Origin of the sequence: Lysobacter antibioticus (assembly GCF_000731095.1) — a bacterium.
Lineage (GTDB): Bacteria > Pseudomonadota > Gammaproteobacteria > Xanthomonadales > Xanthomonadaceae > Lysobacter > Lysobacter antibioticus_B.
The window spans coordinates 100,593-126,661 of the sequence record NZ_JMTZ01000014.1 but is presented as its reverse complement, the minus strand read 5'-3'; the positions used below and the strand labels follow the sequence as shown (position 1 = coordinate 126,661).

The 26,069-nt window shown below is 65.2% G+C and carries 22 protein-coding genes and 2 tRNA genes; 11 read left to right on the top strand and 13 right to left on the bottom strand.

The features are described from left to right. Positions 1–379 precede the first annotated feature (379 nt). Together EX88_RS24375 and EX88_RS0105950 are read right to left on the bottom strand one after the other, a co-directional pair. The gene (locus EX88_RS24375; protein ID WP_051884593.1) at positions 380–871 is read right to left on the bottom strand and encodes a hypothetical protein; all 492 of its coding nucleotides are present in this window, start codon (positions 869–871) and stop codon (positions 380–382) included. Continuing rightward, positions 868–1,449, bottom strand: a complete 582-nt coding sequence (locus EX88_RS0105950) for an RNA polymerase sigma factor (RefSeq protein WP_031371085.1) — start codon at positions 1,447–1,449, stop codon at positions 868–870. The genes EX88_RS24375 and EX88_RS0105950 overlap by 4 nt, the downstream gene beginning before the upstream one ends. Positions 1,450–1,686: 237 nt before the next feature. Between EX88_RS0105950 and EX88_RS0105940 the strand changes: the two genes are divergently transcribed. Next, positions 1,687–2,013: a DUF6249 domain-containing protein gene (locus tag EX88_RS0105940; protein ID WP_031371084.1), complete on the top strand. Its 327-nt coding sequence runs from the start codon at positions 1,687–1,689 to the stop codon at positions 2,011–2,013. Positions 2,014–2,110: 97 nt separating this feature from the next. Beyond that, on the top strand, positions 2,111–3,130 hold the full coding sequence (locus EX88_RS0105935; protein WP_081930654.1) for a polysaccharide deacetylase family protein: 1,020 nt from the start codon (positions 2,111–2,113) through the stop codon (positions 3,128–3,130). A 98-nt stretch (positions 3,131–3,228) separates the two neighbouring features. Here EX88_RS0105935 and EX88_RS0105930 read toward each other — a convergent pair whose 3' ends face one another. Then, positions 3,229–3,663: an Lrp/AsnC family transcriptional regulator gene (locus tag EX88_RS0105930; RefSeq protein ID WP_031371082.1), complete on the bottom strand. Its 435-nt coding sequence runs from the start codon at positions 3,661–3,663 to the stop codon at positions 3,229–3,231. 131 nt (positions 3,664–3,794) lie between these two features. Here EX88_RS0105930 and EX88_RS0105925 point away from each other — a divergent pair, with 131 nt between their 5' ends. The 8 genes from EX88_RS0105925 to EX88_RS0105880 all read left to right on the top strand — a co-directional run bounded on the left by EX88_RS0105925 (position 3,795) and on the right by EX88_RS0105880 (position 9,968). Beyond that, on the top strand, positions 3,795–4,145 hold the full coding sequence (locus EX88_RS0105925) for an antibiotic biosynthesis monooxygenase family protein (RefSeq protein WP_031371081.1): 351 nt from the start codon (positions 3,795–3,797) through the stop codon (positions 4,143–4,145). A 24-nt stretch (positions 4,146–4,169) separates the two neighbouring features. Then, complete coding sequence (locus EX88_RS0105920; RefSeq protein ID WP_031371080.1) at positions 4,170–4,742, top strand: cysteine hydrolase family protein; 573 nt, start codon at positions 4,170–4,172, stop codon at positions 4,740–4,742. A gap of 775 nt (positions 4,743–5,517) precedes the next feature. Next, a tRNA-OTHER gene (locus tag EX88_RS0105910) sits at positions 5,518–5,588 on the top strand. Between the two features lie 4 nt (positions 5,589–5,592). Beyond that, positions 5,593–5,664: transfer RNA gene (locus tag EX88_RS0105905), tRNA-Arg, on the top strand. A gap of 368 nt (positions 5,665–6,032) precedes the next feature. After that, positions 6,033–7,163 (top strand): slipin family protein, encoded by a 1,131-nt coding sequence (locus EX88_RS0105895; RefSeq protein WP_031371079.1) that lies wholly within the window; start codon positions 6,033–6,035, stop codon positions 7,161–7,163. Between the two features lie 135 nt (positions 7,164–7,298). Further along, entirely contained in the window at positions 7,299–8,168 is an 870-nt protein-coding gene (locus EX88_RS24370) for a hypothetical protein (RefSeq protein WP_152566118.1), read from the top strand. Beyond that, complete coding sequence (locus EX88_RS0105885; RefSeq protein WP_031371077.1) at positions 8,169–9,392, top strand: RtcB family protein; 1,224 nt, start codon at positions 8,169–8,171, stop codon at positions 9,390–9,392. Positions 9,393–9,686: 294 nt separating this feature from the next. Further along, complete coding sequence (locus EX88_RS0105880; protein WP_031371076.1) at positions 9,687–9,968, top strand: hypothetical protein; 282 nt, start codon at positions 9,687–9,689, stop codon at positions 9,966–9,968. A gap of 134 nt (positions 9,969–10,102) precedes the next feature. Here the strand turns inward: EX88_RS0105880 and EX88_RS0105875 are convergent, their stop codons facing one another. Next, positions 10,103–11,008 (bottom strand): DMT family transporter, encoded by a 906-nt coding sequence (locus EX88_RS0105875; RefSeq protein ID WP_031371075.1) that lies wholly within the window; start codon positions 11,006–11,008, stop codon positions 10,103–10,105. Positions 11,009–11,163: 155 nt separating this feature from the next. Between EX88_RS0105875 and EX88_RS0105870 the strand changes: the two genes are divergently transcribed. After that, positions 11,164–12,585, top strand: a complete 1,422-nt coding sequence (locus EX88_RS0105870) for a PLP-dependent aminotransferase family protein (protein WP_031371074.1) — start codon at positions 11,164–11,166, stop codon at positions 12,583–12,585. A gap of 253 nt (positions 12,586–12,838) precedes the next feature. Here EX88_RS0105870 and EX88_RS0105865 read toward each other — a convergent pair whose 3' ends face one another. The 9 genes from EX88_RS0105865 to EX88_RS0105835 all read right to left on the bottom strand — a co-directional run bounded on the left by EX88_RS0105865 (position 12,839) and on the right by EX88_RS0105835 (position 26,068). Beyond that, positions 12,839–13,453, bottom strand: a complete 615-nt coding sequence (locus EX88_RS0105865) for a TetR/AcrR family transcriptional regulator (protein WP_051884589.1) — start codon at positions 13,451–13,453, stop codon at positions 12,839–12,841. Beyond that, the gene (locus EX88_RS0105860; protein ID WP_031371072.1) at positions 13,450–14,907 is read right to left on the bottom strand and encodes an efflux transporter outer membrane subunit; all 1,458 of its coding nucleotides are present in this window, start codon (positions 14,905–14,907) and stop codon (positions 13,450–13,452) included. The genes EX88_RS0105865 and EX88_RS0105860 overlap by 4 nt, the downstream gene beginning before the upstream one ends. Further along, positions 14,900–18,115, bottom strand: a complete 3,216-nt coding sequence (locus EX88_RS0105855; RefSeq protein WP_036148150.1) for an efflux RND transporter permease subunit — start codon at positions 18,113–18,115, stop codon at positions 14,900–14,902. Before EX88_RS0105855 ends, EX88_RS0105860 begins: the two co-directional genes overlap by 8 nt. A 12-nt stretch (positions 18,116–18,127) precedes the next feature. After that, a complete protein-coding gene (locus EX88_RS0105850) occupies positions 18,128–19,303 on the bottom strand; it encodes an efflux RND transporter periplasmic adaptor subunit (protein WP_031371070.1) in 1,176 nt (391 codons plus the stop codon). A gap of 330 nt (positions 19,304–19,633) precedes the next feature. After that, the gene (locus tag EX88_RS0105845) at positions 19,634–20,029 is read right to left on the bottom strand and encodes a hypothetical protein (protein WP_031371069.1); all 396 of its coding nucleotides are present in this window, start codon (positions 20,027–20,029) and stop codon (positions 19,634–19,636) included. Positions 20,030–20,151: 122 nt separating this feature from the next. Continuing rightward, positions 20,152–20,424 (bottom strand): hypothetical protein, encoded by a 273-nt coding sequence (locus EX88_RS25775; protein ID WP_152566117.1) that lies wholly within the window; start codon positions 20,422–20,424, stop codon positions 20,152–20,154. Continuing rightward, on the bottom strand, positions 20,405–21,616 hold the full coding sequence (locus EX88_RS24365) for an RHS repeat domain-containing protein (protein ID WP_051884587.1): 1,212 nt from the start codon (positions 21,614–21,616) through the stop codon (positions 20,405–20,407). The genes EX88_RS25775 and EX88_RS24365 overlap by 20 nt, the downstream gene beginning before the upstream one ends. A gap of 63 nt (positions 21,617–21,679) precedes the next feature. Next, positions 21,680–24,832, bottom strand: coding sequence for a DUF6531 domain-containing protein (locus EX88_RS25115; RefSeq protein ID WP_161786079.1), 3,153 nt, complete (start codon positions 24,830–24,832; stop codon positions 21,680–21,682). Positions 24,833–25,384: 552 nt separating this feature from the next. Further along, on the bottom strand, positions 25,385–26,068 hold the full coding sequence (locus EX88_RS0105835) for a DsbA family oxidoreductase (protein WP_031371068.1): 684 nt from the start codon (positions 26,066–26,068) through the stop codon (positions 25,385–25,387). Position 26,069: the final 1 nt, after the last annotated feature.

Sequence of the window (26,069 nt, the reverse complement as noted above, 5' to 3'; positions counted from 1 at the left end):
GCTGTTACTTGGGTGACACGCGCCTGCTGCTGAGGGCGATGAACTGCGCACCCCGTCGCGATACTCGACTTCCGTTCCCGTTTTCGTCGACGCGTTGCGATTTCGTCACCTTCGCCGGTGTCCGCAATACGCGTCGGATGCCGTTGCGCGCGCGGGGCGGCAAGGCTGCGAGCGTCACGGAAGGCGCGTGCGCCGCGACACGTCGGCGCGGCGTTTCAAACGATGTTCGATGCCCGTCCGGAGGGCCGCAGGCGAGTGGCGAATCGATCGCCGCGCGCCCGACGAACGCCTCGGAGCCGCGACTGCGTCACAGATCCGCGTCGACGACCGCGCAACATCACAACGCAGCGGCGCGCCTGCGCGATGGCGCAGGCCTTGCTTACGCGGCGCGGCCTTGCGCGCCGCCGTCCAAGCCCAGACCGCGCAGAGCGCCGTCCCAACCCCAGGTCAGGGCGCAGCAAGCCGCGACCACCAGCCCCCAGGACACGCTGCCTTGCGGCAAGGCCTGCAACGGCGCCTGCAGCGCCGGCAACCAGTTCGCGCTGGTCGCCATCATCATGCCCATACCGATCACCAACAGCAGGCCCAGCAAACCGCCTTGCAGCAGGCGTTCGAGGCGATCGCCGGCGGTCGCCGCGGACTCGGCCCGGCGCGCGACCTGCGCGGCGAAACCGTAGGGAATCGGCTCCATCACCGGCGCACGCAGCGCCCGGCTGAGCAAACGGTACTGGGCCAGGCGCGGATCGCCGGCGCTCATCGGCATGCCGGCGCGCTCTTCCTGCAGCGCGCGCTCCTGCAGCCGCCACTCGCGCGCGATGCGTTCATCGTCGAAACGCGGTTCGTGATCGGAAGGAATGCCGTTACGGTTCATGCGAATTCTCCCAACCGGGCTTCGAGGCGCTGGCGCAGGCGGGCGCGAGTCCGGAACAGATGGCTCTTGATCGTGCCCTCGGCCAGGCCGGTCATGCTGGCGATTTCGCCGATGGGCACTTCTTCGAGGTGATACAGGGTCAACAAGGTGCGTTGCAGCGGCGGCAAAGCTTCGATTTCGGCGTGCAGCCCGGCGGCGATCTCCTCGTCGGCACAGGCCGCCTCCAGGTCGAAGCCGTCGCTGACCATGTCGAGCGGCGACAAGGCGTCTTCGTCGTCGGCGACTTCGAGGATCGGAATGCGCTTGCGTTCGAGATGGCGCTTGGCGACCGAATAGGCGACCTGGCCGATCCACGACTTCAAGGGGCTTTCGTGGCGGTACTGGTGCAGGCACTGGTGCACCCGCAGGAACGCCTCCTGGCACAGCTCGCGGGTGTCGTCCGGGTGCCGCACCATGCGCTGGATGATGTGCCAGCACAGCCCCTGATAGTCCCGCACCAAACGCTCGAAAGCGCCCGGCGTCTGGGCCAGGACGGCAGCGACCAGACTGCGGTCGTCGTTGATGGGGAGGCCGGTCATCCCACTCAAGATGCGGTCAGGACGCAATCGGTTGCAGTGACGAGGATATCCATCGCGATATGACAACGGTCAACTTCCGCATGGCCAGGCCGGACCGGCCGACCCCGCCGGCCACCCTGTAACCGGCGTAGTTCACCGCGCCCAGCCCCGGCCGCAGCCCCATCGCCCGGGCCTGCAACCGATCGCCAGGTACCCGTATCCATTACCTCGTGACCCGAACCCGAAGAGACTGCCCACATGGAATTCGAACTTCTTATCCCCATTACCCTGTTCATCTGCATCGTCTTCGCGATCAAGATCGTCGTGGACGCGCGCTTCCGCAGTAAGTTGCTGTCGACCGGCGGCGCCGAAGAGCTGTTGCGCTCGATGGCCCGCGACGAAGACATCCGTCGCCGCCACGGCGCCTTGCGCTGGGGCATCGTCATGGTCCTGCTGGCTCTCGCCTTCGGCATCATCGAGGCCACCGGTTGGCGCGAAGCCACCCCGGGCATGGTCGCGGTGCTGCTCGGCGCCTGCGGGTTGGGCAATCTCGCCTACTACTTCATTTCGCGCAAGCTGAATTGACCAAAGTAGTAGACCTTCCGTGCCGGTCTCGGCCGGAAGGCGGTTTCTTGCGGGTGCGGAGGCGGCGATGATCGCCGCTTCTGCTCCGGAGCCCCGCATGCGTCCGCTCACATCGCTGCATCTGTTCCTTGCCTGCCTGTTCGCCGTCGCCGCCTCGTGGCCGTCGGTCGCCGGCGCCGCGACCGACGCTCCCGACCGAGGTCATGTTCCCGACCGCCGCATCGTCATGACCGTCGACGATCTGCCCTGGGTGCAGTTGCCCTCGGTGCCGAGCGCCGAGGCGATCGACGGCCACCGCCGCCTGGTCGCGGCGATCGAGCGCGCCGGCGTGCCGGCGATCGGTTTCGTCAACGAGGGCAAGCTCGAACACGACGGCCAGGTCCAGCCCGAACGCCTGGCGATGCTGCGCGACTGGCTCGACGCCGGCGCCGAGCTCGGCAACCACGGCCACGGCCACCTCGACCTGCATGCGGTCGGTCTGCCGGCCTACCAGGCCGACATCCTGCTCGGCGAACGGCAGTTGCGGCCCTTGTTGGAACGCGCCGGCCGCGCGCCGCCGCGCTGGTTCCGTCATCCCTATCTGCGCGCCGGCCGCAGCGCGCAGGACAAGGCCGATCTGCAGCGCTTCCTCGCCGGACACGGTTACCGCATCGCGCCGGTCACCGCCGACAACACCGATTGGATCTGGGCCACCGCCTACCTGCGAGTCGGCGAATCGCCCGATCTGTCCAGGCGCGAGGCGCGCAAGCTCAAGGCCAGGCTGCGCGGCGACTACGTCGAGCACATGGGCGACAAACTCGACTACTACGAACGCCAATCGGTCGCCCTGCTCGGCTACGCCCTGCCGCAGATCTGGCTGATCCACGCCAACGCGCTCAACGCCGATACCTATGGCGAGCTGATCGCGATGATGCGCAAGCGCGGCTACCGTTTCGTCGACCTGGACGAAGCCATGCGCGACCCCGCCTTCGAGCGCAGCGACGCCTACCTCGGCCCGCTCGGCCCCAGCTGGCTGCACCGCTGGGCCACCGGCGAACACCCGCCGGCGAGTGTCCTTGCCGGCGAACCGGAGACGCCGGCCTGGGTCATGAAGCTGGCCGGGGTCGAACCGGAATGAGCGCTGCTCGTGTCAGAGCGGCGTAAGCGGCGACCTGCGCCGGCCGTTGCAACGCCGCGGTCGCGGCTTGCGCCGTCCCTACCCAAAGCCGTGCGCCGTCACGACCGATCCAGGGCGGTGCGCAGCACCGGCACGGTGGTCACGTCGTCGACCCCCTTCAACGCGGCGACCCGCTCGCGCAGGTCCGCCAGCTCGCTCGGCGAATGCGTTTCCACCAGCACCATCAGATCGATCTCGCCGGCGACGCTGTGGATCAGGCGCACCTGCGGCAGTTGCGCCAACGGCGGCACCACGTCGTCGCAACTGAAGCCCTCGCCATAGCGCAGCAGCAACCAGGCCCGCAGCGGATCGCCGCCGCTGCCCAGGCGCACGGTGTATTGGGCGATGACCCCGGCCGCCTCCAGGCGCTGCAGGCGCTCCTGCACGGTGCTGCGCGACAACCCCACCGCCTTGGCCAGGGCCACCGTCGACGAGCGCGCGTTGTCCTGCAGCAGCGCGATCAGCTTGCGGTCGGTGTCGTCGAGCGTCTTCATCGCAAGGGCCATCCATCCGGCGAGAACGCCGGCACTATCGCCGGCCTGACCGGCATTCTGCCGGGTTGAGACCGGCGCAGGCGAATACGCACGATAAGCCATCGCCTCGCACCCTGACCGGACCCGCACCGATGGCCGCCTCCGGCTTCGCCGACCTGCCCGCCCCGCCCTACTACGCGGTGATCTTCTCCTCGCAGCGCAGCGCCGCGGACGCCGAAGGCTACGACCGCACCGCCACGCGCATGGCCGAACTGGTGCGCGACCAGCCGGGCTTTCTCGGTTTCGAATCGACGCGCGGCGCCGACGGTTTCGGCATCACGGTCGCCTACTTCGACAGCGAACAGGCGATCCGCGCCTGGCGCGAACACGCCGAGCACACGGTCGCCCGCGACCTGGGCCACCGCCGCTGGTACCAGCGCTTCGAGCAACGCATCGCCATCGTCCAGCGCGCCTACGGCGGCCCCCACCTTCCTGCCGACTGAACCCCACTCATCACCCGAGCGACCATGACCGAGCCGAACCGCATCGCCCTGATCCCCATCGACGTGCAACGGGGCTTCGACTACCCACCCTGGGGCCGGCGCAACAACCCCGACATGGAAGCCAACGGCCAGCGCCTGCTCACGGCGTGGCGCGAACGCGGATGGCCGCTGATCCACGTCCGCCACGATTCGATCCATGCCGGCTCGACGCTGCATCCCTCGCACCCCGGCAACGCCTTTCGCCCCGGCTTCGAACCGCGGCCGGGCGAAACCGCGATCGGCAAGTCGGTCAACGCCGCCTTCATCGGCACCGACCTCGACCTGCGCCTGCGCCGGCTCGGCGTCGACACCGTCGCCCTGTTCGGCATCAGCACCGACATGTGCGTATCGACCACCGCGCGCGTTGCCAGCAACCTGGGCTACCGCACCATCGTCGTTGCCGACGCCTGCTTCTGCTTCGACCTCGCCGACGCCGACGGCAGCGTGATCCCGGCCGAAGCGGTCAGCCGCGCGCATCTGGCGACCTTGCGCGCGGAGTTCGCCGAAGTGATCGACAGCGACGCGCTGATCGCGAGGATCGCTTGCACACAGAGATGACACCGCCGCCGCAGCGAAGCTATCGGCGCCCTCTCCCGCGATGCGCGAGAGGATCGGGGCGAGGGCAAGCGCATTCGAGCCGCCGCCTCGCCGAAGCAAAACGCGCTTGATCGAAACCACTCGACGAACGAGCGGCACCGTCATTGGAAGAAACCTCTCTCCCTTCGATCGCACCGCACCGCTCACGGGGCGACGAACGGTATTGCATCCGGTTTTTCGCGGGCGTATCGTTCGCGGCCTTCGTCCTAGCGACGCATTCGACCGACCTCCTTCCGTGCATTTCACACTCGACATCGCCAAACAGAACGCACCGCGGCCCTCGTGCCACGGCCTGTTCGATCGCGCGTCGACGAAGCGCGGTCGCCTCGACGTTCTGCACACGCCGGACTGACTCCCTTTACCACGGGAGATCGGTCGCCCCGATCTCCCGAGGAACGCGAACGCCCTCGGTTCACCACCGGGGGCGTTTCAGTTTCAGCGTCCGCAAAGGGAAAAACCAAGCAATAACGCGAGTCCATACCCCCGAAGCATCCGAGAGGAAAGGGGATGAGCCGTCGAGGCGCTTCGAGCGCTGTGTCCCGATGCTTCGGCACGGGCGGCCGATCGTGGAACCGCAGACATGGGCGCTTGCGCCCGAACCCATTGCCGATTGGCGACAGTCGGCAATACGAAGCATCCGATGAAACGAACGACAGCGGTACGGGCTCGCAGCCCGTCCGGTGCGCGCGGCATTGCCGTGGCGTATGCCGACGTCCGCGGATGGATGTTTCTCAAACCGACGGTAGCTCAGCCTGGTAGAGCAGCGACGTAGTGCGCGGGTCATCGGTTCGAATCCGATCCGTCGGTCTTTGGATATAGCTCAGTCGGGTAGAGCAACAGCTTTCGATGCTGTCGGTCGCGGGTTCGAGTCCCGTTATCCCTAACTGCCTTCCAAGCAGTTAATCAGGAACGAAAGTTCCGATCCAGGAAACGCCCCGCGCGGCGTTTCGCCAAACGCCGCGTTCGCGCGGCGCGCAACGGAACGACGCAGCGGCGACATCGCCGGACCCGCGCCCTCGTGGCGCGCGACGGTGCGGCGCAAGCCTCGCGACAGGGAACGTCGCGAACGCGGGCCGCATCGCCTCCCGCCGGCAGCGCGCGGGTTTCGCGATGACGATGCCAGGGGCGTTTCCTACCTATTGCTCTCGTCGGCGCTCGCGCACGACGGATCACCGCGCCGTTGCGACGACCGATTCGGTCGCAGCGGCCATCACCACGGATCGGGCCCACCGGAACCACAAGGAGAACACCATGTTCTGGATGAAGAAGGTCGTGGTCGGCGATGCCGAGCGCGCCCTGGTTTACCGCAACCGCCGGATCGAGCGCGTGCTCGGCCCCGGCGTGCATCGACTCAGCAACTGGCAGCACCAGCTCGAAGTGACGGCGCATTCGATCGTCGACGCCCAATACAACGGGCGCGACGCCGATGCGCTGATCGCCGGCCTCGGCGCGCGCCTGGACGAACACTTCGTGCTCGCCAACCTGGGCATGCAGGAGATCGGTCTGGTGCTGCGCAACGGCAGGATCGACGATGTGCTCGCACCTGGCACCCGCCAGCTGTACTGGAAGGGGCTGGCGCAGATCGAAGTGCGGACCATCGTCCTCGGCGACGGCCTGGCGATCGAGCCGGACGTCGCAAACCGCTTGCGTCAGCTCGCTTACCTGGACCGCATCGCGGTCGCCGGCGCGGTGCCGACCGAGTCGGCCGGGCTGTTGTTCGTCGACGGCAAGTTCGTGCGCCGTCTCGAGCCGGGCGCCTATGCGTTCTGGAATTTCCGCAAGAACGTCAGCGTCGAGGTGATCGAGCTGCGCATGCAGGCGATGGAAGTGTCGGGCCAGGAGTTGCTGACCCGCGACAAGGTATCGCTGCGCGTGAACCTGGCGGCGAGCGTGCGCGTGACCGACCCGGTCGCCGCGCGCACCCGCGTCGCCAAGCACGCCGAGCACGTCTATCGCGAGCTGCAGTACGGCCTGCGCAAGGCGGTCTCGTCGAAGACGCTGGACGAGCTGCTCGGCGACAAGGCCTCGCTCGACGCCGACATCTTCGCCTACGTGCGCGGCCAGGTCGCCGGCATCGGCGTCGAAGTGCTGGGAGTCGGCGTCAAGGACGTGATCCTGCCGGGCGAGATGAAGGAGATCCTCAACGGCGTGGTGCAGGCGGAAAAGACCGCGCAAGCCAACGTGATCCGCCGCCGCGAGGAGGCCAACGCCACGCGCAGCCTGCTCAACACCGCGAAGTTGATCGAGGACAGCCCGGTGCTGATGCGCCTCAAGGAGCTCGAGGCGCTGGAGAAGATCACCGAGAAGATCGACAAGTTGACCGTGTTCGGCGGTCTGGAGGGTGTCATGACGCAGTTGGTAAGCCTGAAGGGCAAGGGCTGAGCGCAGGGCCGGGCGGCCATTCCGTCCGGGTTCCGATAGCGCGTCGGCCTACAGGAAAACGCGAACGCCGCTCCCACGGGAGCGGCCATCTCATCGTGCCCGAGGGCGCGATGGACTATCGGATGAAGAATCCTCATGCGAAACGATATGTACAAAGTGATCGTCGAACGGCCGCGGCGGGGTGGATTCCACGCTTCGCGTCCGCCCCGCGACCCGAACGACGAGCGCCAACGCGAGAGCCTCAAGTTCCGCCATCGCCACGACCCGAAATGGCTGAACGAGAACCTGAAACCGCTGCAACGCTACCTGGAACGGCAGCTCGGGCGGCGCTGGGATTTCGTCTACTCGGAACTGTGCGGACAAGTCGACCGGCGCAACACCGTGCAACAGCACATTCACCAACACCTCGAGGATTTCGTGGCGATGCGGGTGCACCGGGTCGACGGCGAGCTGTACGCCTTGCGCCGTTACGGCGGCCTCAAGACCCTGGCCGAGTCCTGGCACGACCTGTACGTATGCCCGGACAGCGGCTGCCTGATGCGCAACGAAGCGGCGATCCGCTTGCGGGTCGAACGGCGGCGCGCGCATGCGCGGGACGTGCAACACCGCCAGCAAGGGCTGGAACCGGAGGTGCGCAGGCTCGGGCCGACCGCCCAGCTGCGTCGCATCGATGGCATCTGGTATGCGATCGAGTTGGCACCCGTGCCTGCGTCCTGGCAGCGCCAGCCGCGTCACGGTGCGCACGGCACGGTTCGTACCTTCGCCCACGACCTCGTCACCGGCCAGCCAGCCGGCGACTGCGCGGGCCGGCGCGAGCGCCTTTACGCAGACGCCGGCGTTTACGCGCAGCGCAAGCGGCAACTCGGACGCAACGAACTGCTCGAACACGGACTTAGAAACAACGACCTGCCGGACGCCTACGACGCACCCGCCCCACGGCGCCGGCGCCGGATGGGCAAGTACCGCGGACCGATCCGTCCCGGCGGTCGCCACAAGGAACATTGAATGACTACTACATCGAACTACGAACTGCTGCACGCCGACGAAGGCGCGGTGCCGGTCAAGGCCTGGGTCCGCGGCGTACCCGTCGACGAAGGCGCGAAGCGACAACTGCGCAACATCGCCGCCCTGCCCCATGTCGGGCCCTGGGTGGCGGTGATGCCGGACGTGCACCTCGGCAAGGGTGCCACCGTCGGTTCGGTCGTGCCGACCCGCGGCGCGATCATCCCGGCCGCGGTCGGCGTCGACATCGGCTGCGGCATGGCCGCGGTGCGCACCACGCTGCGGGCCAAGGACCTGCCCGACAGCCTGGCCAAGCTGCGTTCGGCGATCGAGCACTGCGTGCCGGTCGGCAACGGCCGCGGCGGCGAGCACCGGCGCCTGCCGGACAGCCATGCCACGCGCCTGGCCAAGTCGGGGCTGGCGCAACGGCTCGACGCCATCCACGCCAAGCACCGCAAGCTGCGCACCGACAAGCTCGACAAACAGATCGGCACGCTCGGCGGCGGCAACCACTTCATCGAGGTCTGCCTCGACGAGGCCGGCGCGGTGTGGGTGATGCTGCATTCGGGGTCGCGCGGCACCGGCAACCTGATCGGCAGCTACTTCATCGAACTGGCGCGACTGAAACTGGAACAGCGCGTGCTCGGCTTCCATCTGCCGGACAAGGACCTGGCCTTCCTGCTCGAAGGCGAGCCCTTATTCGACGACTACATCGAAGCGGTGTCGTGGGCGCAGGACTACGCCCGCCACAATCGCGAAGCGATGATGGACCGGGTCCTGCACGCGATGCGGATCCAGTTGCCGAAGTTCCAGTTGGAGAAGACCGCGGTCAACTGCCATCACAACTACGTGCAGCGCGAGCAGCACTTCGGCGAGCCGTTGTGGGTGACCCGCAAGGGCGCGGTCAGCGCCCGCGAGGGCGAGCTCGGCATCATCCCCGGCAGCATGGGCGCGCGCAGTTTCATCGTGCGCGGCAAGGGCGATGCCGACAGCTTCCACAGTTGCAGCCACGGTGCCGGCCGGGTCATGAGCCGCAGCGAAGCCCGCCGGCAGATCACCTTGAAAGACCACCGCGAGGCCACGGCCCACGTGGAATGCCGCAAGGACGCGGCGGTCATCGACGAGTCGCCGGCAGCCTACAAGCCGATCGAAGCGGTGATGGCTGCGCAGTCCGACCTGGTCGAGGTGGTCCACACCTTGCGCCAGGTGGTCTGCATCAAGGGTTGAAGCGCCTGTTGCGCTTGCGACGCCGCCCCTCGTGGGCGGCGTTTTTTTGCCCGCGCGAGGCGATCAAAGACCTTGTCGCCCGGCTCCCGCGTTCAGGGCGAGCCGCACCCATGGTTCAGCTTTCTCTACGCCTTTTCCGCATTCGCTGAACGCCGCGCGCTTGTCTGAACATCCTGTACGCATCTTTGCGACTGTGCTCGCGTTTCGTCTGTGCGCTGGCAGCTTTTCCAGGCCCGCGACGCAGCGAAAAACGATATCGTGCGGATGCAAGGGGAATGCCAACGGACTGAGCTTATGACGCATCGCAATTCCGACCGGCTGTCCTTTTTCCACTCCGACGACGAGTGCGAACCGACCCCGACAGCCGCGTCCGCGGCGGCGCTGTCCCACGAAACCCGCGAGCTCGCCATCACCTATGGCCTCGGCGCCCGCCTGCACCACGGCGAACGTCATTGGCTCGATATCCGCGACGACCTGGCCCGCGGCTGGGAACGCCTGTGCGGCCGTAACTGCGTGCCATGGACCCAGGTCGAGGGCGACGTCGAAGGCGCCTGGCGCTTGGTGCTGGCCGACTGATTCCCTACGCCGGCGTCGTCGCGGCGGACAAATCCCCCGCCGGCGCCTCCCTGCACCGGACGAGTGGGCGATGCACCCACTGAGCCGCATTGCGTGCGCGGCCCGGGTCGAGAAAACGATGAGCCCCGACTGGCTCAGGCGCGCGCCGGCTGCGGCCGGCGCCACTGCCATTTCAGGTTCACCCCGAGCGTGCCGATCACGATCAACACCACGCCGAGGCTCTGCACCGGCACCAGGCTGTGGCCGTAGACCAGATAATCGAGCAGCAGCGCAATCACCGGATAGATGAAGGCCAGCACCGCGATCGTCGCCACCTGCAGGCGCGGATACGAGGTGTAGAACAGCACGTAGCACACGCCGCTGTGGATCAGGCCCAGGCCGGCGAGCCAGAACCAGTGATCGCCCGGCACCCACACCGCGGCGTAGTCCGCAAACGGCGCCAGCATGACGATGCCGACCAGGCATTGGATCAACACCACCGCGAACGGCCGCTCGCGGCTGATCCGGCGCGACAGCAGCAACGAAGCGCCGCACAGGATCGCGGCGACGAAGGTCAGGCCGACGCCGATCAGATAGCCGCTGCCGGCGCTGTTCCAGAGCTTGAACGGGTCGGCCGAACACAGCACGCCGACGAAGGCGATCGCGGTCCAGCCCAGGTCGGCGCTGCGCGTGCGTTCGCCGTAGAACATCGCCGCCATGCCCATGACCACGAACGGGAAGAAGTGGTAGACCATGGTCGCCACGCCGATCGACGAGCGCGCCATGCCGGCGAACAGGGCGACCCAGTTCAGCACCAGCAGCACGCCGCTGAAGATCGCCGAGCGGATCAGCGCGCGTTCGCCGAGCAGGCCGCGGAACAGACCGCGGGCACCGCCCCAGGCGATCAGGAAGGCGCTGCCGAAGACGCAGCGGAACAACACCGCGGTGATCGCGTCCTGGCCGCTTTCGTGCACGAACACGCCGACCGAACCGATCAACAGCTCGGCGATCAGCAACTGGATCAGGGCGCTACGCGACTCGCTCGGGGTGACGGCGTTCATGGCGGCAACGGCTGGGGGGAAGGACAGCCTAGGCCGACGCTGCCGACCGATACAGATTCAGTTAGGATCAGATTCGACCAGTACAGATCCGGGCTACCGTGCTGTTCCGCCGGCCGAGAACACGGCGATCGCCCCTGCCCCGAGAGAGTCGTCGCATGGCCCAGGACCTGCTCTACGAACGCCTTGCCGACCGCATGCGCCGGCAGATCCAGCGCGGCGTGCTGCGCGCCGGCGAACGCCTGCCCTCGCTGCGCCGGCTCGGCCGCGACCAGCGCATCAGCCTGGCCACCGCGGTCGAGGCTTATCAACAGCTCGAACGCGAAGGCCTGATCGAGGCGCGTCCGCGCTCGGGTTACTACGTGCGCTCGGCGCCGATGCAGGCGCCGCGCAGCCCGCGCGCCCGGCATCTGTCGCGCGCGCCGATGCCGGTGCGCAACCCGGCTCTGCTCGGCGTGCTCGACGTGCAGTCGCGCCGCGACCTGGTGCCGCTGCACGCGGCGACGCCGGCCCCGGCCTTCCTGCCGAGCGCGGCCCTGGCCGCCTCGATCACCCGGGTGATGCGCCGCGATCCCGGCACCGCGCTCGGCTACACCGTGCCTCAGGGCCTGCCGGAACTACGCGAGCGCATCGCCCAACGCTACGGTCAATGCGGGGTCGAGATCGACCCCGACGAGATCGTCGTCACCGCCGGCGCGATGGAAGCGATCAGCCTGACCCTGCGCACGGTAACCCGGCCCGGCGACATCGTGATCCTGGAGACTCCGACCTATCACGGCCTGCTGCAGGCGGTCGCCGCGCAAGGCCTGCGCGTGCTCGAAGTGCCCAACCGTCCCGGCCTGGGCATCGACGCCGCGCAGATCGGCGAACTGCTTGAGCGCCATGCCGTGCGCGCCGCCCTGCTGGTGCCCAACTTCAACAACCCGCTCGGCAGTCTCACCGGCGACGCCGACAAGCGCGCGATCGTCGCCGCCTGCGCCGCCCACGGCACGGTGGTCATCGAAGACGACCTGTACGGCGAACTGGCCTACTCCGGCGAGCGCCCCTCGCCCTTGCGCCGTTACGACGACGGCGAGCACGTGGTCACCTGCGGCTCGTACTCAAAGATGCTCGCGCCGGGACTGCGCGTGGGCTGGATGATCGGCGGGCGCCGCACGCAGGAACTGCTGCGCACCAAGAGTTTCTCCACCGTCGCCACCGCGACCCTGCCGCAAATGGCGCTGATCGAGCACTTCGCCCGCCACGACGTCGAACGCGGCCTGCGCCGCCTGCGCCGCGCGCTGGCCGACAACGCCCAGGCCTATCGTCAGGCGGTGCTCGATCATTGGCCCGACGGCACCTGCGTGGCCGAACCTGCCGGTGGCATGACCTTGTGGATCGAACTGCCCGACGACATCGACGGCCAAGCCTTGTTCGAGGCCGCGCTGGAACGCGGCATCGGCACCCTGCCCGGGCATTTGTTCTCGAACCGTGGCGACTACAGCCACCATATGCGCCTGAGCTGCGGGCAACCCTGGGACCGCAAGATCGAGACCGCGCTACGCACGGTCGGCGAATTGGCGAAGGGGCTGCAGGGTTGAGGCGACGCAAGGTGGTCGGCTCGCGGTCGCGGCTCGCGCCGCTCCTACCCTTTGCTTGCGCAGTTGCTGGGTAGGAGCGGCGCGAGCCGCGACCGCGCAGTAGCCGATCGCTGCGCAACAGCATGGTCGGCGCCATTGCCGAAAGGCGACGGCGCGCATTCGCTCCATCGCAAACAAAAAGGCCGCCCGAAGGCGGCCTTTCGCACCGTCGCCAACTGGCGACGTTTAACCACTCAATCTTCGGCAATCCGATTCATGCCGTCAGCAGGCTAGGCAGAAACTGATCCAACGCCGTCTTCACCTGTTCCACGTCGAGGTCGGGTTGCGAAATCGCCCGCATCGCCAGGCCTTCGATCAGGCATTGCAGAATCAACACCCGCGTATCGACCGCGGCCTTCGGAATGCCGAGACCGCCGTCCTTGGCGCTGCGCGCGAACCAGGCCGCGAGATCGGAGCGGAACACCCGGTCCGAGGCATGGGTGGCGGCGGCGATTTCCTCGTCGCGCGTCGCCTCGGCGGTCAGCTCCAGGAACAAGGCGGCGCTGGTGATGTTGGGATCGTTGGCCTGCCATTGCTGGAAGACTTCGGCGATGCCCGACACCAGGTCGCTGGTCGCGTGCAGCTTGGCGATATCGGCCCGCGCCTCTTCGAGCTGACGCTCGATGATCGCCAGGATGATGTCGTTCTTGCCTTTGAAATACCGGTAGATCAGGCCGGCGCTCATGCCGGCCGTATCGGCGATATTGGCCATGCTCGCCGCATGGAAACCATGCACGACGAAGCATTTCTGGGCCGCGGTCAGGATGCGCTCGCGCTGAGCCAGCGCGCGCGCCTCGGCCTTGGCGGTGGGCTTGCCCGGGGTGCTCATTGGCTGCGCTCGTTCCAGCCACCTCCAAGGACTTTGTAGAGCGTGACGCGATTGGCCTGTTCGGCCCGGCGCGTCGACACCAGGCCCTGTTGCGCGGCATACAGCGTGCGCTGCGCATCGAGCTGGTTGAGGTAGCTGTCGCGGCCGGCCTTGTAGCGCGCGGTCGACAACTGGTCGGCGCGGGTCGCCGCTTCGACCAGGGCTTCCTGCGCCTGGCGCTGTTCGGCCAGGGTCGCGGTCAGCGCCAGCGCATCGGCGACGTCGCGGAAACCGGACTGGATCGCCTTCTCGTACTGGGCCAGGGCGATGCCCTGGTCGGCCTTCGCCGAACCCAGCCCGGCGCGCAGCTTGCCGCCCTGGAAGATCGGGATGTTGACCACCGGGTTCACCGTCCACATGCGCGTGTTCGAGTCGAACAGCCCCGACAGCTCGTTGCTGGAGCTGCCGAGCAGGCCGGTCAGGCTGATCGACGGGAAGAACGCGGCGCGCGCGGCGCCGATATTGGCGTTGGCCGCACGCAGCAGATGCTCGGCCTGTTGCACGTCGGGGCGACGCAGCAACACCTCCGAAGGCAGGCCGGCCGGCAAGGCGCCGATGCCGGTGGTGCCGTCGGTCAGGCGCTGCGGCAACAAGGCCGCATCGACCGGCTCGCCGACCAGCAGGTTGAGCGCGTTGATGTCCTGCGCGACCTGGCCGGCGTAGCGCGCCGCATCGGCGCGCGCGGTCTCGACCTGGGTGCGGGCCTGGCTGACTTCCAGCCCCGACACCGCGCCGAGTTCGCGGCGCTTCTCGGTCAAATCGTAGGCGGCCTGCTGATTCTTCAAGGTCGCTTCCGACACCGACAACAGCTCGCGGTCGGCGGCCAGGGTCAGGTAGGCGTTGGCGACTTCGGCGATCAGGCTGAGCTGGGCGCTGCGGCGGTTTTCCTCTTCGGCGAAGTAACGCTGCAAGGCGGCTTGGCTGAGGCTGCGCACGCGGCCGAACAGGTCGAGCTCGAAGTTGGCGATGCCGACACCGGCGGTGTAGACGTCGCTAACCTGGCGGTTGTCGCCGCCGCTGCGCTGCAGCTCGGCGCTGACGCCGACCGCGGGCAGGCGGTCGGCGCGCTGGATGCGGTACTGCGCCCGCGCCTTCTCGACGTTGAGCACGGCCACGCGCAGATCGCGGTTGTTGTCGAGGGCGCGGCCGATCAGGTCTTCCAGGTTCTGGTCGACAAAGAAGTCGCGCCAGCCGATGTCGGCCACCGCGACGGCCGAAGCCGTTGCGGGGTCGGCCGATGTCGTCGACCCGGCGGCCGCCGGCGCGGTGCCGGCGAACGCCTGGGTGGTCGGCGGCAACGGCCACTCGCCCGGGATCGCCGCATCGGCGGCGGGCAACTTCGGCGCCAGGCTGACGCAGCCGGTCATGGCCAGCGTCACCGCGAGCGCCAGGGCATGGATGGCGAACTTATTCATGGCTCTGCGCTCCTTCCGCGGCAGGCTGCGAGGGCGCAGGATTCTCCTTGGCCGCATGCTTCTTCTTTCTCACGAACAGCTTCTCGACCACGACGAAGAACAGGGGCACGAAGAAGATACCGAGGAAGGTACCCACGACCATGCCGCCGAGCACGCCGGTGCCGATCGCGCGCTGCGCGCCGGAACCCGCGCCGGTGGCCAAGGCCAGCGGCAACACGCCGAGGCCGAACGCCAGCGAGGTCATGATGATCGGGCGCAGACGGTCGCCGACCGCGGCCAGGGTCGCCGCGATCAGGTCCATGCCCTTCTCGAGGTTTTCCTTGGCGAACTCGACGATCAGGATCGCGTTCTTGCTCGACAGGCCCACGGTCGTGAGCATCGCCACCTGGAAGTAGACGTCGCGCTCCATGCCGCGCATCCAGGTCGCCAGCACGGTGCCGAGGATGCCCATCGGCGCAATCAGCAGCACCGAGGTCGGGATCGCCCAGCTTTCGTACATCGCGGCCAGACACAGGAACACGATCAGCAACGACAACGTGTACAACAGCGGCGTCTGCGCACCGGCCTGACGCTCCTGGTACGACAGGCCGGTCCATTCCAGACCGATGCCCGCCGGCAGTTGCGCGACCAGCTTCTCGACTTCGGCCATCGCCTCGCCCGAGCTCACGCCCGGCTTGGCTTCGCCGTTGATTTCCAGTGCAGAGACGCCGTTATAGCGCTCAAGACGCGGCGAACCGAACTCCCAACGGGTGGTGGCGAACGCCGAGAACGGCACCATCTCGCCCTTGTCGTTGCGCACGTACCAACGGTTGAAGTCGGTCGGCGCCATGCGGAACGGCGCATCGGCCTGGATGTAGACGCGCTTGACCCGGCCGCGGTCGACGAAGTCGTCGATGTACTGGCCGCCCCAGGCCGCCTGCAGGGTCGAGTTGATGTCGGCGATGTTCAGGCCCAGGGCCGAAGCCTTCTGGTTGTCGACGTCGACGCGGAACTGCGGCGTGTCTTCCATGCCGTTCGGACGCACGTTCTGCAGCAGCGCGCTTTGACCGGCCGCGCCGAGGAACTGGTTACGCGCGGCGACCAACGCATCGTGGCCGAGCGCACCGTTGTCCTTGAGGTAGAACACGAAACCGTTGGAGTTGCCGAGTTCGAACACCGCCGGCGGCGCCAGCGCGAACACGAACGCGTCCTTGATCTGCATGAAGCTGCCCATGGCGCGGCCGACCACGGCGTTGACGCTGTTGTCCGGCATCGGCGTCTTGCCGAAGCTGGTCAACCAACGCCAGCGGTCGCCCCAGGTCGCTTCGCGCTCTTCCCACGACTTGAGCTGCGAGAACGCCATACCGGCATTCTGGCCGTTACCGGCGAAGCTGAAGCCCTGCACGGTGAACAGCGAGTCCACCGCCTTGTCGCCGAGGAACTGCTCTTCGACCTTCTTGAGCACTTCGCCGGTGCGTTCCTGGGTGGCGCCGACCGGGGCCTGCACGATGGTGAACAAGAAGCCCTGGTCTTCCTGCGGCAGGAACGAGGACGGCAGACGGAAGAACAACACCGCCATCAAGGCCGCCATCGCCGCGAACACCATCATGAAGCGGCCGGTGCGGGTGACGATGCCGTGCACCGCGCCCTGGTACTTCTTGTTGCCGCGGTCGAACTTGTCGTTGAACCAGCCGAAGAAGCCCTTGTCGGAAGCGTGGTGCCCCTTCTCGATCTGCTTGAGCATGGTCGCGCACAGCGCCGGGGTCAGCACGATCGCGACCAGCACCGACAGCGCCATCGCCGAGACGATGGTGACCGAGAACTGGCGATAGATCACGCCCGTCGCGCCGCCGAGGAAGGCCATCGGCACGAACACCGCCGACAGCACCAGGCCGATGCCGACCAGCGCGCCGGTGATCTGGTCCATCGATTTGCGCGTGGCTTCGATGGGCGACAGCCCTTCTTCGCTCATCACGCGTTCGACGTTCTCGACCACGACGATGGCGTCGTCGACCAACAGGCCGATCGCCAGCACCACCGCGAACATGGTCAGCATGTTGACCGAATAACCGAACAGCGCGAGCAAGCCGAACGTACCCAGCAACACCACCGGCACCGCGATCGTCGGGATCAAGGTGGCGCGGAAGTTCTGCAGGAACAGGTACATGACCAGGAACACCAGCAGGATCGCTTCGAGCAGGGTCTTGACCACTTCCTCGATCGCCACGCGCACGAACGGCGTGGTGTCGAACGGCGTTACCGCCTTCAGGCCCTGCGGGAACGAGGGCTTGAGCTGCTCGAGCTCGGCCTGGATGGCCTGCGCGGTGGCCAGCGCGTTGGCGCCGGTCGCCAGCGAAATGGCGATACCGGTCGCCGGCTTGCCGTTGAAGCGGGCGATGGTGCTGTAGTCCTCCTGGCCGAGTTCGACCCGGGCCACGTCGGACAGCTTCAACACCGCGCCGCTGCTGTTGGCGCGTACGACGATGTTCTGGAACTGTTCGGCCGTCTGCAGACGGTCCTGCGCGGTGACGGTGGCGTTGAGCTGCTGGCCCTTCACCGACGGCGTGCCGCCGAGCTGGCCTACCGCGACCTGGGCGTTCTGCGCGCGCAGGGCGTTGATGACGTCGGTCGGGGTCAGCTTGTAGGTGTTGAGCTTGTCCGGGTCGAGCCAGATGCGCATCGCGTACTTGGTGCCGAACAGCTGGGTGCTGCCGACGCCGTCGACGCGGGCGAGCGGGTCGACCAGGTTGGCGGCGACGTAGTCGGCGATGTCGGCGCCGCTCATGCTGCCGTCTTCGGACACGAAGCCGATCACCAGCAGGAAGGCCGAGTTCGCCTTCGACACGCTCACGCCCTGCTGCTGCACGATCTGCGGCAGCAACGGCGTGGCCAGCTGCAGCTTGTTCTGCACCTGCACCTGGGCGATGTCGGGGTCGGTACCGCTTTCGAAGGTCAGAGTGACGCCGGACTGGCCGTCGGACGAACTGGTCGCCGACATGTACATCAGGCCGTCGATTCCCTTCATGTTCTGCTCGATGATCTGAGTCACCGAGTTTTCGACGGCCTTAGCCGAGGCGCCGGGGTAGGACGCGTTCACCGATACGGTCGGCGGCGCGATGGTGGGGTACTGCGAGATCGGCAGCTGGGTGATCGCAATCGCGCCACCGAGCATGATGATGATCGCCAGGACCCAGGCAAAGATCGGGCGATCGATAAAGAACCGTGCCATGAATTTCTCCGATTACTGCTTCGGCGCGGCGGCGGCCGCGGCCGGCTTGGCCGGCGCTGCGCCCTTTTCGGTCGCGTCGACCGGCATGCCGGGGCCGATTTTCTGCAGGCCTTCGACGATGACCTTGTCGCCGGCCTTCAGGCCGCCTTCGACCAGCCACTTGTCGCCGATGGCCTGGCTGACCTGGACCTCGCGCGGCTCGACCTGACCCTTGGCGTTGACGACCATCGCGGTCGCCGCGCCCTTGGGATCGCGCGAAATGCCCTGCTGCGGCACCAACAACGCGTTCTGGCGCACGCCGGTACCGACCAGGGCCCGCACGTACATGCCGGGCATCAGGATGTTGTCGGGGTTCGGCACCACCACGCGCAGCAGGAAGCTGCCGGTGCCTTCGTCGACGGTGACTTCCGAGAACGCCAGCTTGCCTTCGATCGGGTACTTGCTGCCGTCTTCGAGCAGGATCGTCACCGGCGTGGTCGCCTCGGTCAGGGTGCCGGCGGCGATCTGCTTGCGCAGGGCGAGCAGTTCGGCGCTGGACTGGCTGATGTCGACGTGGACCGGGTCGAGCTGCTGCACCACCGCCAGCGGTTCGGCCTGGTTGGCCGTGACCAGCGCGCCCTGCGTCACGGCGGACTTGCCGATGCGGCCGCCGATCGGCGAAGTGATGCGCGCACGGCCCAAGATGACGCTGGCGCTCTGCACCGAAGCGCGGCCCGCCGACACGTCGGCCTGGCTCTGCTTGAGCGTGGCGACCGCGGTTTCGTCGTCCTGCTTGCTGACCGCGTCGATCTTGACCAGGTCGCTGGAGCGGCGCGCATTGAGGCGCGCCGAGTTCAACGCCGCTTCGCCGCGCGCCAGAGTGGCGCGCGCGGTTTCGAGATCGGCGGCATAGGTCTTGTCGTCGAGCTGGTACAGCGGCTGCCCGGCGCGGACCAGGCCGCCTTCGGTGAACAGACGCTTCTCGACGATGCCGTTGACCTGCGGCCGGACCTCGGCGATCAGCGAAGCGCTCGTGCGCCCCGGCAGCTCGCGGGTCAGGGTGATGGTCTCGGGCTTGAGGGTCACCACCGTGACCTGGCCCTTCTGGCCGCCGGGACCGCCTGGGCCGCCTTGTTGATCGCCGCCCTTGCCGCAGGCGGCGAGCGCCAAAGCGAGCACGGAGACAGTGAGAATTGCCTTATAGGACATGGACTTGCGCGACGGCATGGGGGAGCCTCAGGACGTTGTGGCGGTCGGACGGACCGCGGCCACTTCAAAGAATGAACGATCATTCTCTTTTTTAAGCCGACTCAGGTCAAGCCGCCCCAACCCCGTTCAGGCGGGTTTTCCATGCGTTTTTCGGGCTTCCGGCGCGTTTTTGTGCAAAGCAGCGCCGAAAACGCTCATTCGGCAAGGCCGAGCGATCGGGAGGGCTTGGGCTTTCGGCCGAGTCGGCAAAGGCCGGATTGCGGGCGGAGCAGCCATGCCGGCATCGGACGCCGTGACGCGGGACCGCGGGCGACTACCGGCGGCGAGCCATCAACTGAGTGAACGGTCGAGCGCGTCAGCGCGCTCGCGCCGCGCGAGCAGGACATGCATGACGACGGGATTGATCAACAGACAGAGCACGAGCAAGTGCGTGTCGATCAGCCCGAACAGCGGCGAGGTGTAGGACGCGCCGATCAACAAAGACCACAACCAGCTTGGTCGTTTCAGCCGAGGCAGCAATCGTCTTGCCACGAGCTCGGCCAAAGCGGCGACGAGCATGAAAGGCAGAGCCACGATAGGCGCAAAGACGATGAACATCATCGGCGACATTTCGGGCTGCCGGTCGATCGCGAAGTAGTAGAGCATCCTGATGATGGATAGGACGGGCGTACTGGTGAACACGCCAAACACAAGTAGCACCCAATAGCGGCGTGTGCTCTCACGCATTTGAAGTCCTCCATGAAGATCGTCACTCCCACCCACCAGAAAAAAGGAGGTTACTCATTCCAAAGATACGTGCGCCACCTGCCCTTCTTAATTAATAGCCTCCGTGCACATAAAAAATCAAATCAAACCCTGGCGACAAATCCAACCAGTGCAATTCCAATCAACTGACTTATTACGACCATCGCCAGCAAGTTCTTCCGGATGAAGATAGCAACCATCGCACCAGCGACTAATGAAGCAATAAATGTAACTACTACAATTGTTACGACCATTTCCAGATCTATTCTGTGTAATGCTCGCATTGCCAGCCCTTGAATTGTAAGCACCAGCCAAGTCAATCCAACAGCCAACATCATACGAAAGAAATAGCCTCGCCTATTTTTCTGGTGATCCATAGATCCATCCCCGAGAAGAGTTGAACCAGTTGCTACTACCCTCTTGAATAGCGCTATCTAACATAGCGCTTGGCAGACCGTAGAGCCTGCCCATCTCACGATGACTGAGATACATCGAATTCAGTAGTGAAAGAGCCTCTTCGCGTGAAAGTTCCTGCCCCCGCGAATAGCCTGCCGCTTCGTATTCGCGCTTCAATTTCGAGTCAAGCGTCGCGCACTCCAAATAGTCTTTCCAAGGATGCTTGGGGCCAACGCTGTTTGGCTTGATAGCGTCCACAAGACTTTCCATTCTATTTCCAGCCTTCCTGATCTGACCTCCCCACCCGGGCAAATCCTTCAGCGAAAGTGGATTAAAATCCAGCACATACATCCAGTGATAGTCCTGCATTCCCCCACCGCGGTAGTAGACAGTGACGGTCAACAACCCATGCGGATCGATGTGATTTGCAGAACTTGATTTCGCATATGCATATGTACCCGGCCCACCCAATAGGCCAATCGGATCACTCTGTACATACCGACCGGTACCGGCATCGTAGTCCCGGAAGTAGTTGTAGCTCATCCCTGTAGCCGCATCAAAGCGTTGGCCCGGGAACCGCATATCGAACACGAACGCGGCACCGTCCTGATCCGGGTCCTGGTTCGGCGGGTTGTTGCCGAAGGCTTCGCCCTTGGCGTCCCAGGTCCAGACCGCTACGTTGCGGCTCGGGTCGATCACCGCGCGCGGGGTGCCCAGGTGGTCGGGTTGCACGTAACGCAGGGTCTGCGCGCCGCCGGCGCCGACCATCAGGCCGACCGGGGCGTCGCCCAGCCAGATGACTTGCTGCTTGGTCGCGCCGTTGGCGTCGTAATCGCCGAGCCAATGGCCCGCCTCGTCGTACAGCGTGTAGCTGGTGATCGCACCGGTGGCGTTGTCGGCCCGCGAGACCCGCTCGCCCTTGGCGTTGTAACGGTAGCTAGCCTTCACCACGCCGGCCAGCTTGACCTGGCTCATGCGGTCGTTGGCGTTGTAGACGAACTCCCTGGCCGTGCCGCCGATGCTGGTGGTGTTGCCGACCGCGTCGTAGCCGCGGCTGACACCGCCGACGTTGCTCAAACGATGACTGGTGCTCGGGTAGGTGTAGTCGGTAGTGATGCCCGCGTGCAGCAAGCTAGTGCGGTTGCCGGTTGCGTCGTAACCGTAAGTCTCCAACGGTGTTCCGGTCGGGCCGTCGCGGGTGATCTTGAGGCGACCGAGGGTGTCGTAGTCGTACTTTTAGTCGTACTTGGCCAGGAACGCGCTTTGCAGGCCGTCCTTGAGTTCGGTCAGCTCGCCGACTTCGTTATAGCCATAAGCCAGCGACAAGCCACCGGCGGCGCTGTCGAGAATCGTCTTGGCGCGGTAGTCCTGGTCGTAGGTGCGCGCCAGGCTGCGGCCGTTGCCGTAGGCCCAACCCGCGATCGGGCCGAAGGGCTCATAAGTTGCGTTGTTCAACAGCACGGTCCGAACGCCGCCAGCAGGTGTCACGCCAATAGCGTTCACGCGACCTTGGCTGTCTCGAACGTAATCGGCGACGGCGCCATCGGGATAGGTCAGAGTCTGCAGTTGCCCAGCCAGGGTGTAGGCATAGCGCAAAGTGAAACTCTGACCGTCCACCGACTGCACCTTGCGCACGACCTGACCGAAACGGTCATAGCAGTACTTGAGTTCGGTGCCTTCGGTGCGCATCGCGGTGACCCGCCCGATGGCGAAGGTCTCGCCGGCCGTGCACACCGAGTTGACGGTGTCGTAGTCGTACTCGACGTCCGTGTTACCGCTGCCGTAGGACGCGGTCTTGGCACGACCCAAGGCGTCGTACGTATAGGTGTGCGCCTGGGCGTCGTTCGCGTCCTGCTTGCTGGTGACCTGACCGGCGGCGTTGTAGCCGTAGTTCGTGACGCCGGTATCGGGACTCGACAGCTGGGTCTGATCGCCGAATTCGTTGTAGCTGTAGCTAGTGTCCAGACCCTTGGGGTCTGTGACTTTCGTGATCCGATCCAGGGCGTCATACCCGTACTCGACCTTCGCGTTGATGCCACCCGCGTCCTGCAGAGTCTTGACTAGCCGATTCAGTGGATCGTAGTCGTTATCGGTTTTCCGCCCCAAAGCGTCCGTCGCGATGTCGGCATTGCCATTGGTATCGTAGGTATAGCCGGTGCCGAAACCATCAGCCGATTTCGATGTCGCAAGCTGGCCCAGTTGGTCGTAAATGCTGGACAACGTCCGCTTGAGACTGCCGTCGACTCCCGTAGTGTCTTCTTTTATGCGGTTTCCGGCATTATCCAGCGTGTAATGGATACGGTTATTCGCGTCGTCATAGACATCGGTAAGTCGCTGAGCGGCGTCGTATACATACCTAAGGTACGAGCCATCCGGCCGAACAAGCTTCTTGACCAAACCGGTAGGCTCGTACTCGATTCGCAAAATCGCGTCGTCGCTTTCCACGCCATCGTTGGCGCCCCGGACTTTGCGCGACACCAGCCAACCACGAACGTTGTACTCGTAGTCCGACACGATGCCATTGGCATCGATGAGCGTAAGCACTCTTCCGGCCGCATCGTATCGCAGAACTTCCCGCGACTGGCCTAGGGCATTGGTAAGTTTGCGTAGATCGCCTTTACGATAGTTACATGTTGCCGGGCCGGTGGCGCAGCCCGGCGCGTCAGCTGAGTAGTAGTCGTACGTGGTGATATCCGAGACGTCGTTTCGGGGACCATTCTGGGACTTGATCATGCCGATGAAGGCGCATGTACCGGCATCGACGTCGGCCTGCTCGCAATAGGCGGCCTCCGTAGTACGCACCTCATTAGAGGACGGGGCTATTTGATCAACCGCAATCGCCTGGCCACGCGGGTTGTATCTCCACGTAGTCTTCTGCACCAACGCAGCGTTTGCATCATAGACCCGTTGCTCGGTCGGAACAGCAAAAATGGCATCCCAGTCTGTTTGAACGGTGCGCTTTCTACCAGCGGCGTCGTTGGCGGCTTCTATTTTTTGCACGGTTAGTCCGCGAACATTATGGTCGTAATCCGTTTTCACTCCGCGCGGATCGGTCTTTACATCCACATATCCGTTGGAATCGTAGGTGTAACTGGTCGTTCGAGTGGCACAACCCGAACATTGCTCCTGAATCGAGGATGCCTTCTTGACGCCTAGAGAAGTGGAGAAATGTCGCTTCTCGACGCTACCCTCGGGCGTGGTGATGGTCGCTGAGCCATCGGCGGCGTATTCCGATGAGAACTTGTCTACACCGCCGGCATGCTCGGTAGACTTAGCCCGCCCGTCGGCGCCATAAGTGAAAATCGCATAGCGCTGGCCGTCTTCGCGGGTTATTCCAGTCAGCGCATTCGGCAGGCTGAGCCCGGACGTATAGGCCGTCTCGTTGTAGTGGTAACGCCGTTGTGCGCCACCTGGGTAAGTCACGTTATCCAGGCGCCCCAAGGTATCGTAGGCGTAAACGTACTCGGCACCCGCGGGGTCCAGCACCTTGCTGACGCGAAGGTTACTGTCGTACTGAAGATTGAGAGATCGGCCGTCCTGAGATTGGACACGAGTCAACAAATAGTCGCTCGGAGTATTCGTGACGACCATGCCTCCGTTGTACGTAAACGCGACAGATATGCCATTCGCCCTCGAAATCAGAATGAGGCGCCCAAGCCGATCGTACTGTTCGACTTCACGCCCATCGCGCGCGGTGTAAGTCCAGCCCACGAGTTGACCGGAGGAATCGTCACGTCGAACGACCGTTGCGAATACGTCAGCATCGGCACGCCATTGGCCTGCCACGTAATCGAAAACGACGGCAGCGCCGTCCGGCCGAGAAAGGACTACGGCCTGTAGGCCCAAAGAGTCGGTCATGTGCTGGAGACGATAACTATATGTATGCCTCCAGTTCCGGCCTATCTCCTGCAATGTCCTGTATTCGTGACTGTTGTAGTGGCGTGAGAAAGAAAGCAACGGCCCGGCATCCAGGTCGTCCTCCCTCTGATATTTATTGCCGATCGCGACATTGATGGGATTGCCGCAATGGGTCTTCGGCGCAGAACACTTCTCGGGCCCAAGATTCTTGTCTGGATTATAGGGATATGCCGTCGCGAACCCGTACGCGGTACCGCCGCATGGCCGCCCGGGCGACATGCTTACGACTTTCCCACCATTGGTTTTCGGATCCATCAGTTTGTACGAGTAGCCGCAATGGGCATAACCCGGCCAAACACGTTTCCAATCGTTCCACCACGCCTCTATCGTCGCCGGAATCGAAGGATGAGGCCCATTATCCGCATAACTGTTATGCCGATACGGCGGACCATAATGTTGAGTCTCCTGGGCCGATACCTCGGCGCTCGCGCTGATCCATCCAAGTGCAGAAAAGGCTACAGCAGCGAGCAATCTATCCCTGAGCATAAATTTCCAATAGATTCAAAAAAGACCGGATGGATGAAGGCGTTAGCCACTAACCGGCCGCTGTCGAGCATCAGCCCCACATCGGCTTATAGACGAAATCATGTATGCACGAGGCCTGCCGAAGCTTGGCATTCGGCAATGGAATTCTATCGACTACTGCAGCGAATACAGCCGCTAGTGTAAGGGCAACAGGGTTTCAGTCTTACGCAACGATTGCCATGGCTCAAGAAAGAAGCTGGCAGGCGCAGAGCCGGGCTGGCAAAGAGGGGTCGCGACCGTACTGATCGCGAGGCGCATGCTACGGATCGGTCAGGATCAAGACAAGGCTTTAAGGCGTGCGTCCGGGCCGCGTAACGACCGATGGCAGGTCGATGATTGATACCGAGATGGTTGTCACTCGCCAGACCCTGTCGATGGCGCCTCGGGAAACGGCGTCGAGACGGGACAAACGACGACGCCATCCCATTCCAGCGGGATGGCGCCAGTCGATGGATGCGACGAACAGAGACGCATACGCGCCCCTGCTCACCGAGACGATCAGACCTTGCCGGACGCCGGCAAACCCGCGATCTGCCGCAGCGCGGCTTCGAACTGTTCGACCGGCTGGCCGCCCTGGATCAGATGGCGGTCGTTGATGATCACCGAGGGCACAGCGCGGATACCCTGGCTTTGGTAGAAGCGCTCTTGCTCGCGGACGTCGTCGGCATACTCGTCGGACGCCAGCACCGCGCGGGCGCGCGCTTCGTCGAGCCCGGCTTCGGCCGCAGCGCGGGCGAGGATGTCGTGGGCTGACACGTCCTGGCTGTCGGTGAAATAGGCCTTGAGCAGGGCGTTCTTGAGCGCGTGTTCCTGGGCGGCGCCTTCGGTGGCGGCCCAGTGCAGCAGGCGGTGGGCGTCGAAGGTGTTGTAGATGCGGTCGCGTGCGTTGAACTCGAAACCGACCGCGGCGCCGCGCTGGCGCAGGGCATCGCGGTTCTGGGCGAGCTGCTGCGGGGTCAGGCCGTATTTGTGCGCCAGATGCTCGTCGATGCTCTCGCCTTCGGGCGCCATCTGCGGGTTGAGTTCGAACGGCTGGAAATGCAGTTCGACCTCGACCTCGTCGCCGATCCGGGCGATGGCTTGCTCCAGCGATTTCAGGCCGACCGCGCACCAGGGGCAGACCACGTCGGAAACGAAGTCGATCTTGACGCGCGGCGTCGGGTTGGAGGCGGGCTGGGTCATG